General features: G+C 53.0%; 14 protein-coding genes and 5 pseudogenes. 13 read left to right on the top strand and 6 right to left on the bottom strand.

What is annotated here, in order from left to right; genetic code table 11:
- The first annotated feature begins 16 nt into the window (after positions 1-16).
- The 3 genes and pseudogenes from AB9N64_RS25710 to AB9N64_RS25700 all read left to right on the top strand — a co-directional run bounded on the left by AB9N64_RS25710 (position 17) and on the right by AB9N64_RS25700 (position 2092).
- Positions 17-331, top strand: a pseudogene (locus tag AB9N64_RS25710) (type II toxin-antitoxin system RelE/ParE family toxin).
- A 2-nt stretch (positions 332-333) separates the two neighbouring features.
- Positions 334-621, top strand: coding sequence for a NadS family protein (gene nadS / locus AB9N64_RS25705; RefSeq protein ID WP_014717446.1), 288 nt, complete (start codon positions 334-336; stop codon positions 619-621).
- 244 nt (positions 622-865) lie between these two features.
- Positions 866-2092 carry an MFS transporter gene (locus tag AB9N64_RS25700; RefSeq protein WP_014717445.1) on the top strand — a complete coding sequence of 409 codons (1227 nt, stop codon included), beginning with the start codon at positions 866-868 and terminating at the stop codon, positions 2090-2092.
- A 73-nt stretch (positions 2093-2165) separates the two neighbouring features.
- Here the strand turns inward: AB9N64_RS25700 and AB9N64_RS25695 are convergent, their stop codons facing one another.
- Positions 2166-2420 (bottom strand): DUF6124 family protein, encoded by a 255-nt coding sequence (locus tag AB9N64_RS25695; RefSeq protein ID WP_019818461.1) that lies wholly within the window; start codon positions 2418-2420, stop codon positions 2166-2168.
- A gap of 406 nt (positions 2421-2826) precedes the next feature.
- Here AB9N64_RS25695 and AB9N64_RS25690 point away from each other — a divergent pair, with 406 nt between their 5' ends.
- The 3 genes and pseudogenes from AB9N64_RS25690 to AB9N64_RS25680 all read left to right on the top strand — a co-directional run bounded on the left by AB9N64_RS25690 (position 2827) and on the right by AB9N64_RS25680 (position 3956).
- Entirely contained in the window at positions 2827-3066 is a 240-nt protein-coding gene (locus AB9N64_RS25690) for a type II toxin-antitoxin system RelB/DinJ family antitoxin (RefSeq protein WP_014717442.1), read from the top strand.
- Positions 3056-3349, top strand: a pseudogene (locus AB9N64_RS25685) (type II toxin-antitoxin system RelE/ParE family toxin). The gene AB9N64_RS25690 and the pseudogene AB9N64_RS25685 overlap by 11 nt, the downstream one beginning before the upstream one ends.
- A gap of 229 nt (positions 3350-3578) precedes the next feature.
- Positions 3579-3956: a DUF6538 domain-containing protein gene (locus tag AB9N64_RS25680; protein ID WP_069143928.1), complete on the top strand. Its 378-nt coding sequence runs from the start codon at positions 3579-3581 to the stop codon at positions 3954-3956.
- A 13-nt stretch (positions 3957-3969) separates the two neighbouring features.
- Here the strand turns inward: AB9N64_RS25680 and AB9N64_RS25675 are convergent, their stop codons facing one another.
- Positions 3970-4605, bottom strand: a complete 636-nt coding sequence (locus AB9N64_RS25675; RefSeq protein ID WP_371359765.1) for a hypothetical protein — start codon at positions 4603-4605, stop codon at positions 3970-3972.
- 309 nt (positions 4606-4914) lie between these two features.
- On the opposite strand from AB9N64_RS25675, the gene AB9N64_RS25670 reads away from it, so the two are divergent.
- Genes AB9N64_RS25670 through AB9N64_RS25660 form a run of 3 tightly spaced genes read left to right on the top strand, consistent with a single transcriptional unit; the run spans position 4915 to position 5890 of the window.
- Entirely contained in the window at positions 4915-5325 is a 411-nt protein-coding gene (locus AB9N64_RS25670) for a hypothetical protein (protein ID WP_019819623.1), read from the top strand.
- 14 nt (positions 5326-5339) lie between these two features.
- Entirely contained in the window at positions 5340-5552 is a 213-nt protein-coding gene (locus AB9N64_RS25665) for a CopG family ribbon-helix-helix protein (protein ID WP_019819621.1), read from the top strand.
- Positions 5553-5611: 59 nt separating this feature from the next.
- Positions 5612-5890 carry a type II toxin-antitoxin system RelE/ParE family toxin gene (locus AB9N64_RS25660; RefSeq protein WP_019819619.1) on the top strand — a complete coding sequence of 93 codons (279 nt, stop codon included), beginning with the start codon at positions 5612-5614 and terminating at the stop codon, positions 5888-5890.
- Positions 5891-6800: 910 nt separating this feature from the next.
- On the opposite strand, the gene AB9N64_RS25655 is transcribed toward AB9N64_RS25660, so the two are convergent.
- Complete coding sequence (locus AB9N64_RS25655) at positions 6801-7991, bottom strand: sensor histidine kinase (protein ID WP_081376978.1); 1191 nt, start codon at positions 7989-7991, stop codon at positions 6801-6803.
- Positions 7992-8782: 791 nt separating this feature from the next.
- On the opposite strand from AB9N64_RS25655, the gene AB9N64_RS25650 reads away from it, so the two are divergent.
- Positions 8783-10270, top strand: coding sequence for a SulP family inorganic anion transporter (locus tag AB9N64_RS25650; RefSeq protein WP_019819612.1), 1488 nt, complete (start codon positions 8783-8785; stop codon positions 10268-10270).
- A gap of 11 nt (positions 10271-10281) precedes the next feature.
- Positions 10282-10805 (top strand): annotated as a pseudogene (locus AB9N64_RS25645) (universal stress protein); the annotation flags it as partial.
- An 84-nt stretch (positions 10806-10889) separates the two neighbouring features.
- Here AB9N64_RS25645 and AB9N64_RS25640 read toward each other — a convergent pair.
- On the bottom strand, positions 10890-11285 hold the full coding sequence (locus AB9N64_RS25640; RefSeq protein ID WP_019819608.1) for a VOC family protein: 396 nt from the start codon (positions 11283-11285) through the stop codon (positions 10890-10892).
- A gap of 114 nt (positions 11286-11399) precedes the next feature.
- On the opposite strand from AB9N64_RS25640, the pseudogene AB9N64_RS25635 reads away from it, so the two are divergent.
- Positions 11400-11615, top strand: a pseudogene (locus AB9N64_RS25635) (Tn3 family transposase); the annotation flags it as partial.
- Positions 11616-11850: 235 nt separating this feature from the next.
- Here AB9N64_RS25635 and AB9N64_RS25630 read toward each other — a convergent pair.
- Positions 11851-12810: a DMT family transporter gene (locus AB9N64_RS25630; protein WP_019819605.1), complete on the bottom strand. Its 960-nt coding sequence runs from the start codon at positions 12808-12810 to the stop codon at positions 11851-11853.
- Between the two features lie 255 nt (positions 12811-13065).
- On the opposite strand from AB9N64_RS25630, the pseudogene AB9N64_RS25625 reads away from it, so the two are divergent.
- Positions 13066-13341, top strand: a pseudogene (locus AB9N64_RS25625) (transposase domain-containing protein); the annotation flags it as partial.
- A gap of 31 nt (positions 13342-13372) precedes the next feature.
- Here AB9N64_RS25625 and AB9N64_RS25620 read toward each other — a convergent pair.
- A complete protein-coding gene (locus AB9N64_RS25620; protein WP_019819600.1) occupies positions 13373-14002 on the bottom strand; it encodes a LysE family translocator in 630 nt (209 codons plus the stop codon).
- Positions 14003-14033 lie beyond the last annotated feature (31 nt).

The following is a 14033-nucleotide window of genomic DNA, read 5'->3' as shown; positions in this document are numbered from 1 at the left end:
ATGGCGTACATTAGCGATGATTTTCATTGAGACATCGGTCTTCACACGTCGCGTTAAAGAATTGATCGACGAAGATGCCTACACGGCCTTTCAGAACGTGCTTGTAGTGAATCCCGCTGCAGGCGATGTGATTGAGGGTACGGGCGGTATCCGCAAAATACGAGTAGCAGCCAAGAGCCATGGTAAACGAGGCGGGGCACGTGTGATCTATTAGCACTTCGCCTCGGCATCACAGATTGTTTTACTGATGATCTATCCCAAAAATGAACAGCAGGACTTGAGCGCCGACGAACGCAAGTCACTGAAGGCTGCGATTGAGCACTGGAGATAGCTATGAGCCGACTTTTTGATGAATTGATGGAAAGCGTTCAAGAGATGAACGAGATCCTGCGCGGAGAACGGGAGCCATCCCGTGAATTTCATGTCGACTCAATGCGAGTTAAAGAGATCCGTAAGGCAACAGGGCTGACCCAGGCTAAATTCGCAGCGCTGATTGACGTTCAGCTCGGTACGTTGCGCAACTGGGAGCAGGGTCGTCGCGAACCTACTGGGCCGGCAAAGGCGTTGTTGAAAGCTATCCATAACGACCCGGTACATGTACTGAACGCGCTGGCTAGCTAAAATAAAACTCCCCCCTGCACCTTAAACATCGTCATAACCGGAAAAGCTCGGAGCTGACTCAACTTCGGGCTTTTTCGTTTGTGATGCTGAGTGAGGACTCTTCAAAAACCTCACATCGATAGCACTGATGATTACTATCGAAACGAGCGCCTGCTCGATTGCCAACACTGATTCCTATAATCGCCCCCAGCTTCCCTCTCCTGCGTCCTGACCTCAGGCGACTTTCACCTTGGAATCCCACACCATGCCAAGCGCGAGCCAGGCCTCTAACGGCCTTCCCGAACATAATCAACAAAGCGTCAAACAGCAGTGGCTGGCGATTCTTTCGGTCGCCGTGGGTGCCTTTGCCCTGGTGACCAGTGAATTCCTGCCGGTGGGCGTACTCAACGACGTCGCCAGCGACCTGGGTATCAGTGCCGGTCACGCCGGATTGATGGTCACATTACCCGGCATCATGGCCGCCCTCGCCGCGCCGTTTCTGTCGGTCAGCATTGGCGCCATGGACCGTCGCTACCTGCTGATTGGCCTGACACTGGTGATGATCATCGCCAACTCGGTGGTGGCCTTTGCCACCGATTTCAGCCTGCTGCTGTTCGGCCGCGTATTGCTCGGCATCAGCATCGGCGGCTTCTGGGCCACCGCCATTGCCCTCAGCGGGCGGCTGGCGCCCAAAGGCGTGGGGGTTGCGAAAGCCACCTCGATCATCATGATGGGCGTAACCCTGGCCACCGTGTTGGGCGTGCCGGTAGGTACATGGCTCAGCGGCCTGATGGGCTGGCGCATGACCTTCCTAGTCACGGCGTTGGTGGGCATTCCGGTACTGCTGGCGCAGATCTTCCTGCTGCCGCGACTCACCCCGGAGAAAGCCATTCAGATCCGTGACCTGCCGGCTTTGTTTATCAACCCACAAGCACGGGTCGGGTTGATCGCCGTGCTGCTGATCGGTCTCGCACACTTTGCCGCATACACCTATGTCGCACCGTTCTTTAAACACAGCTCCGGCTTCGACGGACCGACGATTGGCTCGCTGTTGTTGCTGTATGGCGTGGCTGGGGTGCTGGGCAATATCTTCGCCGGCTTTGCCGCCAACCGCAGCGTACGCAACACCCTGTTGCTGGTCGCACTGATGATCGGCACCAGCACCGCGCTGTTCCCCTACTTCGCCACCGGCATGACCGGCGCGGCGATGCTGATCGCCCTGTGGGGCTTCGCCTTCGGGGCTTTCCCGGCCTGCGCGAGCATCTGGATGTTCGTCGTGGCGCCCAAGGATGTAGAACGCGGCATGCCGCTGTTTGTGGCGCTGTTTCAGGTGATCATTGCCCTGGGCTCGTTCTTTGGCGGGCGGATCGTCGACCAGATGGGCAGCTCGGTGTTGTTGAGCCTGGCCACGGTGTTGGTGGGTTTCGGATTTGCGACCGTGCTGGTGTTGGGACGCAAGGTGAGTAATAGCCTGGTGGCGCAGCCAGCCTGACCGGGTTGTAGGCGCAAAAAAGCCTGCTGAGCATTGAGCTCAGCAGGCTTTTTTCGTTTCAGGGAGCAGGTATTTATTTGGCCGTGGGGAAATCACGCTCAAGGACAGCATCCACCAAGGCTTGCGCGTTCTCGATCAATTGAGCCAGGGCCATGATCACGGGCGACTGCGTGCTGACTGGATCTTCGGCGCATTGGTAGGCGGATTGAAGGGCGGATGAGAGGGTTTCGGTGGCGTTTATAAGGGTTTCTTCGGTGCCGACATCATCGGCTACGCAAAAGATTTTGCGTGCATGCCCTTCGGTAGAATCAGCGGTGATCTTATTCATGATGTAACCCCAGCCAACGCAACCCTGCACGAAAACTGCCGAACCTGCACAACGTAAGCACCTGTTTCGGCAAAGCTTGGTAACCAGAATCTCCACCGGGAACCTTGTGTGCATAAGCCTGCGAGCTAGTCTCAAAAAGTCGCCGCCGTGGCGACATACTGTCAAGGGTGCTGATATGCCAACGAGATATCGCGATGCGGTCACAGGTGAATACGTAACCGAGCAAGAGGCGAAGAAAAGACCAAGGGAAACGGTGAAAGAAACCGATAAAAAGCGCCCGGCAAAGCCGACGGCCAAAAAGTAGGATCAACAGATGAGAGCGACTGCCGTATGTCCAGACAAACTTGCCAATGAAACCCGATTGCTCCAATGTAATGACCAACGTCATTACACAAGGAGCTATCCCTTGGCATCTATCAACATTCGTATCGATGACGACCTGAAAGCTCGCGCCTACCTGGAGCTGGAGAAACTTGGTGTCACCCCTTCCGAACTGATACGCCAGGCGTTGCAATATGTTGCCGAGCGCGGCCAGTTGCCATTTAAGCCTGTGCTGATGACTGAAGAGGATGAAGCCTTGATGGCGACCGTACGTGAGCGTCTTGCATCGCCTCAACGCGTAAGGGTTTCTTTGGATGACCTATAGCCTTGATTTTGATGCGCGTGCATTGAAAGAATGACAAAAGCTCGGTGACACCCTCCGTCAGCAACTCAAAAAGAAGCTGGTCGAAATCCTGAACAACCCACGTATTGAGGCTAATCGCCTACATCGCCTGCCTGACTGCTACAAGATCAAACTGCGTAGTAGCGGGTACAGGCTGGTGTATCAAGTGATCGATCAGGAAATTGCGGTGTTCGTGGTCGCCGTTGATAAACGTGAGCGTGATCAAGCTTATCGCAAAGCGTCTGAGCGCCTTGATCAGCGTTAGGCAGGACTGGAAAATATCCCTGAAGCAGTCGCTGATAAAGACTGGAAATGAAAAAGCCCCGCAGCTTATGCAGCTGCGGGGCTTTTTCTATGTAATGGCGGAGAGATAGGGAAAATCTGCCACTAGACTCTCAGCCCTTTAAACCCAAGCCCCTCAAGGGTTTCGCTCCAGTTTGGTACAAAATACTGGTACAAAACAGTATCTCTACCGCACAGCAGGCGTGCCCCTCATGGCAGCAGGCAATCTTATCCTCAAAGCAGGCACTTGGCACGCCCGCTACGTGATTCCAGCAGACCTGCGCGAGTATTTCGGTAAGAGCCAATTTTCCCAGTCTCTCAAGACAGGCTCCAAGGCTGAAGCTCAGAATCTGAAAATCCCTGTCATCAAGCGATGGAAGACAGAGATCGAGGCGAAACGAAAAATCCAACGCACCGAAGACCGCGATTTTCGTCTGAACATGGATTTTGAAGAGGTAAAGGAGGTAGCTGTGACGTACATGGCTGCCAAGGCTGATCGCGAAACAGAGCACATCAAGTCCCTCATCAATGACCTCATCGGTAAGGGTTCAACCTTTGACGAGCCTGAACTTGACCGACTCAAGGCTTAGCAGAAAGAACGCATCATGCACCTGCACATGCAGGGGTAAACACCTGCAGACACGATGACAATTGCGCCTCCGAGCGAAGCTTTGCACAGGCTCTGGACGTATAAGTCGTGACGGCTTCACGAAGCCCTTGAAGCTCAGTAATCCGCTCACCGAACGACCTTGTACTGGCGATGGTTTGCTTCGGCTCAGCACCCTCAGACAACGCATAGCAGTACACACCTTTTAGCTCCATTGAGGTCTTCTCGACGTTCACGTTGAAGAGCTTTCTCAACGATTTTCGGTCGTACCGCTGGAGGTCAATTGCCTTCTTCACGCCCATCAGTTCAAGGCGCTTGGAAAGCTGCCTGCCGATGCCCCAAATCTCATCAACAGGCATCCACTGAAGCAGCTTATCCCGTCGAATTTCGTCCATCAAAACGACGCCACCACCAGTCTCTTTCCGCCATTTTTTTGCGCTGAAATTGGCAGCTTTCGCCAAGGTTTTCGTAGGACCGAAACCCACCCCAACACCAATACCCACCTGCTTTTTCACAGCCAGTTGGATCTCACGACCTAGCGCCTCCAGATCGCCTTGCACACCGGAGAAATCTAGCCATGACTCGTCGATGTAAAGGAAAGATGTCAACCCATGGACATGAGTGAAGCCCACGCCAACTCTAGTTTCCCGCTGAATACACCATGACCATGGATATCCACCTACGAAGCGCTTTCAGAGCCTAATCTGTCCATACCGAAAGCCGCTGTTGACTGCGAGCAGCAGGAGCTGACATCAGGTTAGGGTATAGCCCAGCCTGACACCGCAGCTTGTCAACATAATATTATTAGTTATGATTACTTTGAATCATTTTTTTTGGACGCTGGCGTAGAATGAGAGGCTCAATCACATGTCATTCCACCGGCTGCTGATGACATTCCTCACTCGAACCCCACCGTACCAATTCGAGAGAAGTGACGCTTCATGAAAAATCATCCTGACACAGTTGAGCTGTTACAGAAAATTGATAAGCTGCTGACGGCAGTGGAGTCGTTGCATAATTGCCTCCAAACCCTCGAAGCTGTACCCAATGACAGTTACGATATTGCCCGTACCCAATTGCGTAATGCGGCCCGCGAGGCCTCGCACGTGATCGAGCGCCATCGAAGCACGCAAGAACTGAATCAAAAATCAGAGCAAAACGTGCCGCACTCTTTGGCGTTGCTTGCTTCTGCCGAAGCGGCGGAATGGCGCGCCAATGAACTCAGAAAAAATGGCGATTATGCCGAAGCACGCCAAGCCAGCGAACGTGCCATTACGTTACGCCAAGCGGCATCGGAAGCTGCTGTGATTGAACGCCGGCAAGGCATGCACCTTGTGCAGCCAATTGGTTAGAAGTAGCAGTCTTCATGGCAACTACCGCAAAAACTCGATCCGTCACCGCTCATGTACCTATGCAGTTAGCCGAAAAGGTAGATTTAATGGCTGAGCGGCTGGAGCGCTCCAAGAATTGGATCGTCAAGCAGACTCTGGCTGCTTGGATAGACCAAGAAGGGGGGCGCAGTCGCCTGACACGCGAAGCGTTGGCCGATGTAGACGCTGGTCATGTGATTGACCACTAAGCTGTCCAAGCCTGGGCCGACAGCCCCAACACCGAATCGCCATTAGCAATCCCGAATTGATGGAGTTGAATTGCACCAGCAAAGCGCTTTCTGACCTTGCTCGCCTATATGAATTTCTGGCGACGGTGGTGGATCAGCCTGCCGCTGCTCGTACTGTACAGCAACTAACAGTTGCCCCGACAACGTTGCTGGCAAATCCACGCATCGGTGAGCGGCTAGATGAGTTCGAACCTAGCGATGTGCGCCGAATCCTGATTGGCCACTACGAGATGCGTTACGAAATTACGGGATCTATCGTCTACCTGTTGCGCGTGTGGCATAAACGCGAGAACCGATAGATAAATTTTTAACACAAATCGCATTCTCCGCGACGATTCCAGGGAGAGGATCAGTTCTCCTCAGAGTTGACAGCCAGAGTCTCGTTTCCTCGATATTGAATTTCAGACCCTGTATTTCCATAAGAACGAGAAAGTTTCTTGAGATTCGGTAATGCCCGCAGGTAGCACAGTGACGCTCCTCCCAATCGCCAATTGACCGTTGCAAACCAGTCTTTTGAGCGCATATCAAGCAGCCCATTTACCCCTCCATGGAGCAGCCGTGACTCTTGCGAGGCAGGGACAAAGCACAGTTAGATTTTATTGGCAACTTTACGGTAGCTGCTTATCGTGAGAAAGCCATATTCGTAGCGAATATTTTCCTTAAATTTTGGCACTCAACTTAATGAACAAAATCTCCGAACGTACGTTGGCTGGCTGGAATTTTACGTTGAGCACCACGAAGCGGGATCGCTGCCAGCGCCCTTGAAGGGCTCATGGGTGGCGATTTTTTAAATGCACACAGTCTCTACGCTGGCTTCAGATTCGTACCTGGTGGAATTGGTGGAAGCCGTTGAGCTGGCTCGCATTGCTTGGCGGGATACGGTTAATCACCTGCAACACGTTTCAGATGACGTTTGGCTGGGTCAGATGGAAGCAGTGGTGTGTCTTGAAATCCAATACAGAACCCAGCAAGAGCAGCTCTGTCGTTACCTCTACAAAACAGTAATGAGCAGTGGCGGATAATTGCTGCTCTTGGATAGCGCCAATCATTCAAGCCTACGCTGGGCGGGCTTTTTGAGCATCCGAGGGATACGATATCTGACAATCCATTGCCCGACACGGGTTTCAGATTAACCTTACACAGAGCGCTCGCCGAGATGAAGTTGCAGACCGTTTCCATTAAAGTCCTTGTACGTTACGGTCTCCCTGCTCATCTCAGAAGACCATCAGGAACCAGCCTTGCGGGGAGGCGAGTCTTGAACACAGGAGAAAAAATTATCTGAAACGCGGTGCCTCCAAGGTCTGCGTTGGGCTCATGACTTAGCGAACCATCTAGGTTCTTTACCAGTTCAGTGATCACCTTCATTCCCAGCCCCGACATTTTATGTACATCAAAGTCAGTCGGGAGGCCTCTGCCATTGTCGCTCACAGTCAAGCAGCATTGGTGCTGATATGGTGTTAAATGAACGTTGATTTTAGAGGCTCCATATTTCAATGCATTGGTCACCAATTCGTTAACAATCAGACCGATTCGGCTGAGTTGTTCACTATCCAACGCCAGTGGGACGGCGTCGACTGAGATTACCATCTGGCTTTCAGATCCCAGCATCGTAGATAAGCCAGCGCACAATTGGACGAGATAGTCAGCACTATCCAGCGTAGAGGCTGCCTTGCCGACATTAATATGTTTATGCACATTGGCTACAGCAAATATCTTGGTTGCCGCTCTGGAAATCTCCTTAGCCGCTTCAGAGCTGCCCAGCTGAGCACTTTGAATGCTCAACATCGACACAATCAGATGAAGGCTATTCATCACACGATGGTCGATTTCTTCGGCCATTAAGTGGGAATGATTCAGCGCCGCTTCCTTTTCCGCGATGGATCGCATAGCAGACAGGCGCAGCTCCAGTTGATCCATCACAACGCTTGCAAGATCCGTCAATGTGTCTAGCTGGTCTTGGGTGACCGTACGCGGCTGCGTGTCCAAAACACATAGCGTGCCAAGATTGAAACCGTCGTGGGTATGAAGCGGTACTCCCAAATAAAACTGTAACCCGAATTCGCCTGCGACGAGGGGATTAACGAGCGTACGAGGGTCGTGTCTAGCGTCCGTTACTAACCAAGGTTCTGCCTGGAGGATCGCGGAAGAACAAAGGCCTGAATTGCGGGGAATTTGTTTTACGTCGAGTCCGTGATGAGATTTGAACCAGATTCGGTCTGTATCGACGATGCTCACGATTGCTATCGGAGTTCCAAGAAGACGAGCTGCTATCGCGGTCACACGATCAAATGCGCCATCCGGAGGCGTGTCTAGGATGGCGTACCTGCGAACAGCGTTCATCCTGAGCGCTTCCTCTTGAGCGGACTTACTAGAACTGACGGGATGAGTCACGGTGTTCATAGTGTGCACTCACAGGAATAAGGCCAGTAGCTGTGCTCTCGGGTTCGATGGAATGCCCCAAAAAAATTGGAACTTTTCTATGGCCTCGCGCACAGGGAGCAAATTGGATGATAGCAGAGTGTGCATTGCTACACTATTACGTGCGGAACAGCTGGACATCCTACGCTGCGCTCAGTGCGCCGGTATCTTGTGGTTAGAAGAAACCAAAAGGTTAGCGTACGTTTTTTCCGGGTTCTCTCGGCCGCCTTCCGGAACACCCCGGATGGCAGAAGTCCGCATCCGACACTAGGTTCACGCCAGCATGACGATAAGCCTGGACGATCAAACGCGAGCAGAACTGCCTCCGGTCGGCCACGAAGGCAGCTAACAGTAACCGTCTGGCCAACTCACCGCTCAGCACACAGACCAGCTCGAACAGGAATGAATGGAAAGCAAAGTCTTGCCCGCAGGTATACCGATTGACTAAGCCTATATCTGACGTAGCTCATGCAGAGCTTGGCAACGGGTCGCAATCGGCGACGGCTTCATTGTATACTTCGGTTCCGCATACCCCTTGAGCACAGGAACATCAGCATGACTGTACTCCAAACGATCTACTGGCAGCCTACGCCGCCTTAGCGCTACGCCCCCCTCGCAACACCTGCTTCCGCTAGTCTCGCTCGCGGGCGCACACTGCTGTACGCCTGGTTTTTGCACCTCAAGCACACAGCAAAAAATCCTCAAAATTTGAACTTGTATCGATTCGTTCGCCATTCCTTTGGCGTGCGCGATGCTTTGCCTTGGATATTCTGATGCTGCAATCGCTCAAACAAACGTGGTTTTCCAACGTCCGTGGAGACGTGCTAGCAGGTCTCGTAGTCGCCCTGGCATTGATCCCGGAGGCCATTGCCTTCTCGATCATTGCCGGCGTCGACCCCAAGGTTGGTCTCTACGCCTCCTTCTGTATCTGTGCTGTTATTGCCTTCGTCGGCGGTCGTCCCGGCATGATCTCGGCGGCTACCGGCGCCATGGCACTGCTCATGGTTACTTTGGTTAAAGAGCACGGACTTCAGTATCTGCTGGCAGCCACGTTGCTCTGTGGGGTACTTCAAATCCTCGCGGGTTACCTGAAGCTAGGTTCGCTGATGCGCTTCGTCTCTCGCTCTGTGATCACGGGTTTTGTAAACGCATTAGCGATTCTGATTTTTATGGCGCAGTTACCTGAATTGACCAACGTGACCTGGCACGTCTACGCCATGACCGCAGCGGGCCTAGGGATAATCTACCTGTTTCCGTATGTACCTGTGATTGGCAAGCTGATTCCTTCGCCATTAGTGTGCATCCTGACACTGACTGCACTTGCCTTTTACCTCGGGCTGGACATCCGTACCGTGGGTGACATGGGCCAATTGCCGGACACACTGCCGATTTTTCTGTGGCCTGAAGTGCCGCTGAACTTTGAAACCCTGCGCATCATCTTTCCTTACTCCGCAGCGCTGGCAGTTGTAGGCCTATTGGAGTCGATGATGACCGCGACCATCGTCGACGGTCTGACGGATACCACCAGCAACAAAAACCGCGAGTGCAAAGGTCAGGGTGTGGCCAACATCGCCGCTGGCATGCTCGGCGGGATGGCAGGTTGCGCGATGATCGGCCAGTCAGTCATCAACGTGAAATCTGGTGGCCGCACCCGCCTCTCGACATTGTGTGCCGGCGTTTTCCTGCTGCTGATGGTGGTATTTCTTGGCGAATGGCTCTCTAAAATCCCGATGGCGGCACTCGTGGCAGTGATGATTATGGTGTCCATCGGTACCTTTAGCTGGGATTCCTTGCGCAATATGAAAGAGCATCCGCTGTCGACCAACCTCGTCATGGTGGCGACCGTCGTGGTCGTCGTGGCCACTCACAACCTGGCCTACGGCGTATTGGTCGGTGTGCTGCTGGCGTCCCTGTTCTTTGCCAACAAGGTCGGACACTATCTGGACATCAAGAGCACTCTGCAAGAGGCGCAATCGCATCGGACTTATTACGTTGTGGGCCAGGTGTTCTTCAGCTCTGCAGACAAGTTCACTGAGGGTTTTGACTTCAAGCAAGCGCTGAAAAAGGTCACCGTCGATCTCACACAGGCGCATTTCTGGGATATTACCGCCGTCGCAGCGCTGGATAAGGTCGTGATCAAGTTCCGCCGTGAGGGCGCTGAGGTTGAAGTGCTCGGTCTCAATGAAGCCAGCGCAACAATCGTTGACCGCTTCGGTATGCATGACAAACCCGGTGCCATCGACAAGCTCATGAGCCACTAAGGAGGACGACAATGACCCACGTAATGGCATGCAGATAACTCACAATCCGCATTGGCGGTCTGTGATTACGCAGCATGGGCTTCGCAACGTCTCAGCGCTCCCCCTGACCTTGCTTCATGTGCTGGATAAGGAGAAATATCCTGCATCCGCTGACCTCAGCGGCAATATCGGTCTCGGCAGCAGTGAACATCTACTGGAAGATCTGGCCACGCTGGATGCGCAGCGTGCAAAACTGGCCTTGGAGCATGGCCAACACATGCTGGAAAAGGCCAGGGAGCGAACGGCCATTTCCGGCGCTGCGTTTCCTGAGCTGAAGCAGCGCCACGGACACTTGGTAGAAATCTGAGCGACCTTCAGGAGGATTCGACTGTTGGTGATAGGAAGAGTGGGTGAAGACAACTCACGCAACGCGCACAGCCTTGGCAGCCAGATAGAAGCTGTGGTGCGAACAATTCACCGGCCTATCCTGATCACAGCTAGCAGCTATAAAAAGCCCGAAAAGGTGATGCTCGCATTTGACGGCAGCTCCACTGCCGTATCCGTCCGGCGAACACGCCTTGCTTCCCGATAGATAATGCTGCGCCCTCGATTCTCGACTGTTCAAAGTTTCAAGCTACGCTTAGGGATCCGGAGCATATGCAAAACAAAGCTTATTCCCCTCTGGATCCCGACAATATGCTGCATAGAAATCTGAAGCATATTCTCGAAAGCCCGGCTTACCCTCATTGGTTCCTCCCATCTCAATAGCAAGCGCCCAGACCTCACGAACCTGGGCCTCCGAAGCTGCCAGAAAACTCACTTGAACACCGTTCCCCCAAGTGGCTGCAAGACCATTTATAGGGTGCTGGACGTAGAACTGGGGCCATCGCCTATTGGGGTATCGCCAGCCTACGCCGCGAGCAGCCCCACCGTTCCCTTCAGGCATCTGGATAAGGCCTAGTTTCGCCAGCAAGGCGTCGTAAAAGACTACCAAACACTCAAGATCCCTAGCTCCGACGTGCACGTGACTGAACATAGGTATACTCCGCGAAAGGGGGACGTGTCGCTTTGTGATAATGCGCAAGCACCGGGCATCACACATTGTAATGTCGCCCCGATGCACACGGGTGTCTAGCCATCTTTGCTGGACTTGACCGCAGCCATTGTGCTGTGGAACACGGTGTTTCTCGAGCGGGCAGCCCAAAGGTCAGCCGACGCCGGAAAGCCGGTGAATACAGATCTGTATCAGTACCTGTCGCCGTTGGGCTGGTAGCACATCAACCTGACAGGCGATTACGTGTGGCGGCAGAGCCACAAACTGGAAGATGGAAAATTCAGGCCGCTACGGCAGGTCGGAAAACCTTAGTATACGATTTTCCCGGTTCCTGCTCACTAGCGGTCGACGGCCAGTTCGTGGAATGCGCACTGACGTATGCGTCCTGTCAGCGGTGTCCAGCCAACACATCTTCCAAGCTCCGGCATTAAGCGCCACGGTGTCTCCGGTTTTAAAATGAACACCATCGCGCTTATAGCTGGGTTTGTGTAGGTGACTCCAAACGACGCTTACCAAAGAACTTTCTCCGATGGGCTTTCAGAGCAAATCACGCCTGTACACTCGAACCTGCGCGGTAACTTGGCGTCATGACCTTTATTGCGATTGTGGCACCTGTTAACAGGGCTATTACTCCCAGCATCTCAAGACCGGTAGGTAGACGGTTTTCGGCGATAAGGCCGAACGCAGCGGCGAAGATCGTTTCTACAGAAATGAGCTGCCCAGACAGGGCCATGGGTAACCGCTGGCTTGCAATGTTCCAAGCCCATGCCCCTCCAACGGAGGCAAAACATGCCAGCGCTGATGCTGCGGCGAAAACCGGTAGAGTATTGTCCAAACGTAGGTCAATGTGCGGGTAGCTATATACCCCAAACACAAGCCCGAAAGGTAAGAAAAGCAGGACGCTGACACCTGCTCCACTCATCATTAGTCCAGTCCAAAGACCTGAATGTACTTGGGGAATTTTTGCCAATATCTTTTGGTTTAATATGCTGAACATTAACCAAGCCAATACTGCGCCTAACGCATAACCTACTGCCACAAGGTACGAGGGCGCGCCTCCATCTAAAACGCTGACCAAAATTCCATAATTCGTTGCAACCAAACCAAAAACTGCCAGAATTATGGGTGCACAGAAGCTGCTCCAGGAAACTGTTCGGTTGATCAAATTGCCTGTGATGGCAACTATAACCGGCGTAGCGCTCAAAAATGCGGGTGCGATTATAGCCCCACCGTGAAGTACACTTCCCATAATGCATCCTATGTAAAGAGCATATCCTAGGACGCCAAGCAGCCCGGCCATCATAGTTGAACGCCAGCTTAAAACTGGATCGCCAGGCCAATAAACACGAATAACAACAAGACCAATGCAGCCAGAGATGATGAATCTCAATGTAATAAAATCAACCGGTCCAAAATCTCCCATCATGTAAGGAGACAGAAAATTAAGCGCCCAGCTGAACGTAGCGAAAATTGCAGCTGCAATCCCAATCACATAGGATTTTGACATCGCCTCTCCTGTGACGGGCTTACACGCCCGATTTTAGATAATAGGATCGCAATATTTCGAGGAGCGAATCTCCTTACCGTCCTTTATACCAATAAATTGTGACCCATAGGCCGTCTGAGTTGGTTTACCCAAGTTAACGCCCATCCCTACGTCGCCACCACTTTCAGACTTGCCTTCGAACATGGATTTTGTCTAGTCGTGAGCGCCAGTCTAGAAAGCGCATTGTCACAGCAAGTCGGGTCTTACACGGCCGCAGCGCTGTCGCGCTACCTTGATGACGGTGCCGTACCCATAGACAACAAATGGGCCGAAAACCAAATCAGGCCATGGGCTCTTGGGCCGAAGAACTGGCTCTTTGCAGGGTCGCTGCGCAGCGGTAAACGTGCGGCAGCGATCGTGAGCCTGATCCAGTCTGCACGGCTGAATGGTCATGATCCGTATGCTTATCTGAAAGACGTTCTCAGACGCCTGCCGACGCAGCGGGTGAGTGAAATCAAGCAGTTGCTTCCGCATAAGTGGGAGCCCGTTTAATCATGTAAGGGTGACGCTCGGACGTACACACTTAAGTTCGTCTGGCTGTAGCCAATAAGGCGGCTGCGCCGAGCATCATTGCACCCGTTATGCGATTGATGATCGACAATTTCCGCTTCGAAGGGTGCAGAGATCGAATGATGCTGCCAGCAAGGGCCCAGCCTATAGCGGCGATAAACTCGACCGCAATGTAGATTGCACTTAAAACGACGAACTGGGCAGTGAAGGAGGCGCCAGTACCAGCAACAATGAATTGGGGAACAAAAGCAGTGAAGAGCAAGATTGCTTTGGGGTTGGTCATGGCAGTCATGAACTCCCTGCGTGCCAAGGAGTAGGCATCGACAGGCTGGAATACCGAAGCCCCATCTTCGTGACAATCACGGCCTATCATCATTCTTACGCCGAGATAGGCGAGGTAAAGGACACCTACCCACTTAATAATCTGGAAAGCGGGTTCAGACGCCTCTAGCAATGCGCCTAAACCGACAATCACCATTGCGATCATCAATGCAAAGGCCGTACACCGACCTGACAGACCGACCACTGTAGGCAGCAAACCCTGCCTGCTGCCATTTGCGAATGCAAGCAGGTTGTTGGCGCCCGGTGAGACGGCAACGATTGCTGCTGCGGGGAGAAATAGGAGGAGTTGGGCTAGGGTCATGGTTGGAACCTCGGCATCGACAATAATTGAT

Origin of the sequence: Pseudomonas sp. KT_2_4 (assembly GCF_041410225.1) — a bacterium.
Classification (GTDB): domain Bacteria; phylum Pseudomonadota; class Gammaproteobacteria; order Pseudomonadales; family Pseudomonadaceae; genus Aquipseudomonas; species Aquipseudomonas paracarnis.
The sequence above is the reverse complement of the archived record's forward strand: the minus strand, read 5'-3'. Positions and strand labels throughout refer to the sequence as shown.

Coding starts and splice junctions, on each gene's coding strand:
- AB9N64_RS25680 (WP_069143928.1), top strand. CDS start 3,579: ATGGCAGCAGGCAATCTTATCCTCAAAGCAGGCACTTGGCACGCCCGC.
- AB9N64_RS25655 (WP_081376978.1), bottom strand. CDS start 7,991: ATGAACACCGTGACTCATCCCGTCAGTTCTAGTAAGTCCGCTCAAGAG.
- AB9N64_RS25650 (WP_019819612.1), top strand. CDS start 8,783: ATGCTGCAATCGCTCAAACAAACGTGGTTTTCCAACGTCCGTGGAGAC.
- AB9N64_RS25700 (WP_014717445.1), top strand. CDS start 866: ATGCCAAGCGCGAGCCAGGCCTCTAACGGCCTTCCCGAACATAATCAA.
- AB9N64_RS25630 (WP_019819605.1), bottom strand. CDS start 12,810: ATGTCAAAATCCTATGTGATTGGGATTGCAGCTGCAATTTTCGCTACG.
- AB9N64_RS25640 (WP_019819608.1), bottom strand. CDS start 11,285: ATGTTCAGTCACGTGCACGTCGGAGCTAGGGATCTTGAGTGTTTGGTA.
- AB9N64_RS25620 (WP_019819600.1), bottom strand. CDS start 14,002: ATGACCCTAGCCCAACTCCTCCTATTTCTCCCCGCAGCAGCAATCGTT.
- AB9N64_RS25660 (WP_019819619.1), top strand. CDS start 5,612: ATGGAGTTGAATTGCACCAGCAAAGCGCTTTCTGACCTTGCTCGCCTA.
- AB9N64_RS25670 (WP_019819623.1), top strand. CDS start 4,915: ATGAAAAATCATCCTGACACAGTTGAGCTGTTACAGAAAATTGATAAG.
- AB9N64_RS25695 (WP_019818461.1), bottom strand. CDS start 2,420: ATGAATAAGATCACCGCTGATTCTACCGAAGGGCATGCACGCAAAATC.
- nadS (WP_014717446.1), top strand. CDS start 334: ATGAGCCGACTTTTTGATGAATTGATGGAAAGCGTTCAAGAGATGAAC.
- AB9N64_RS25665 (WP_019819621.1), top strand. CDS start 5,340: ATGGCAACTACCGCAAAAACTCGATCCGTCACCGCTCATGTACCTATG.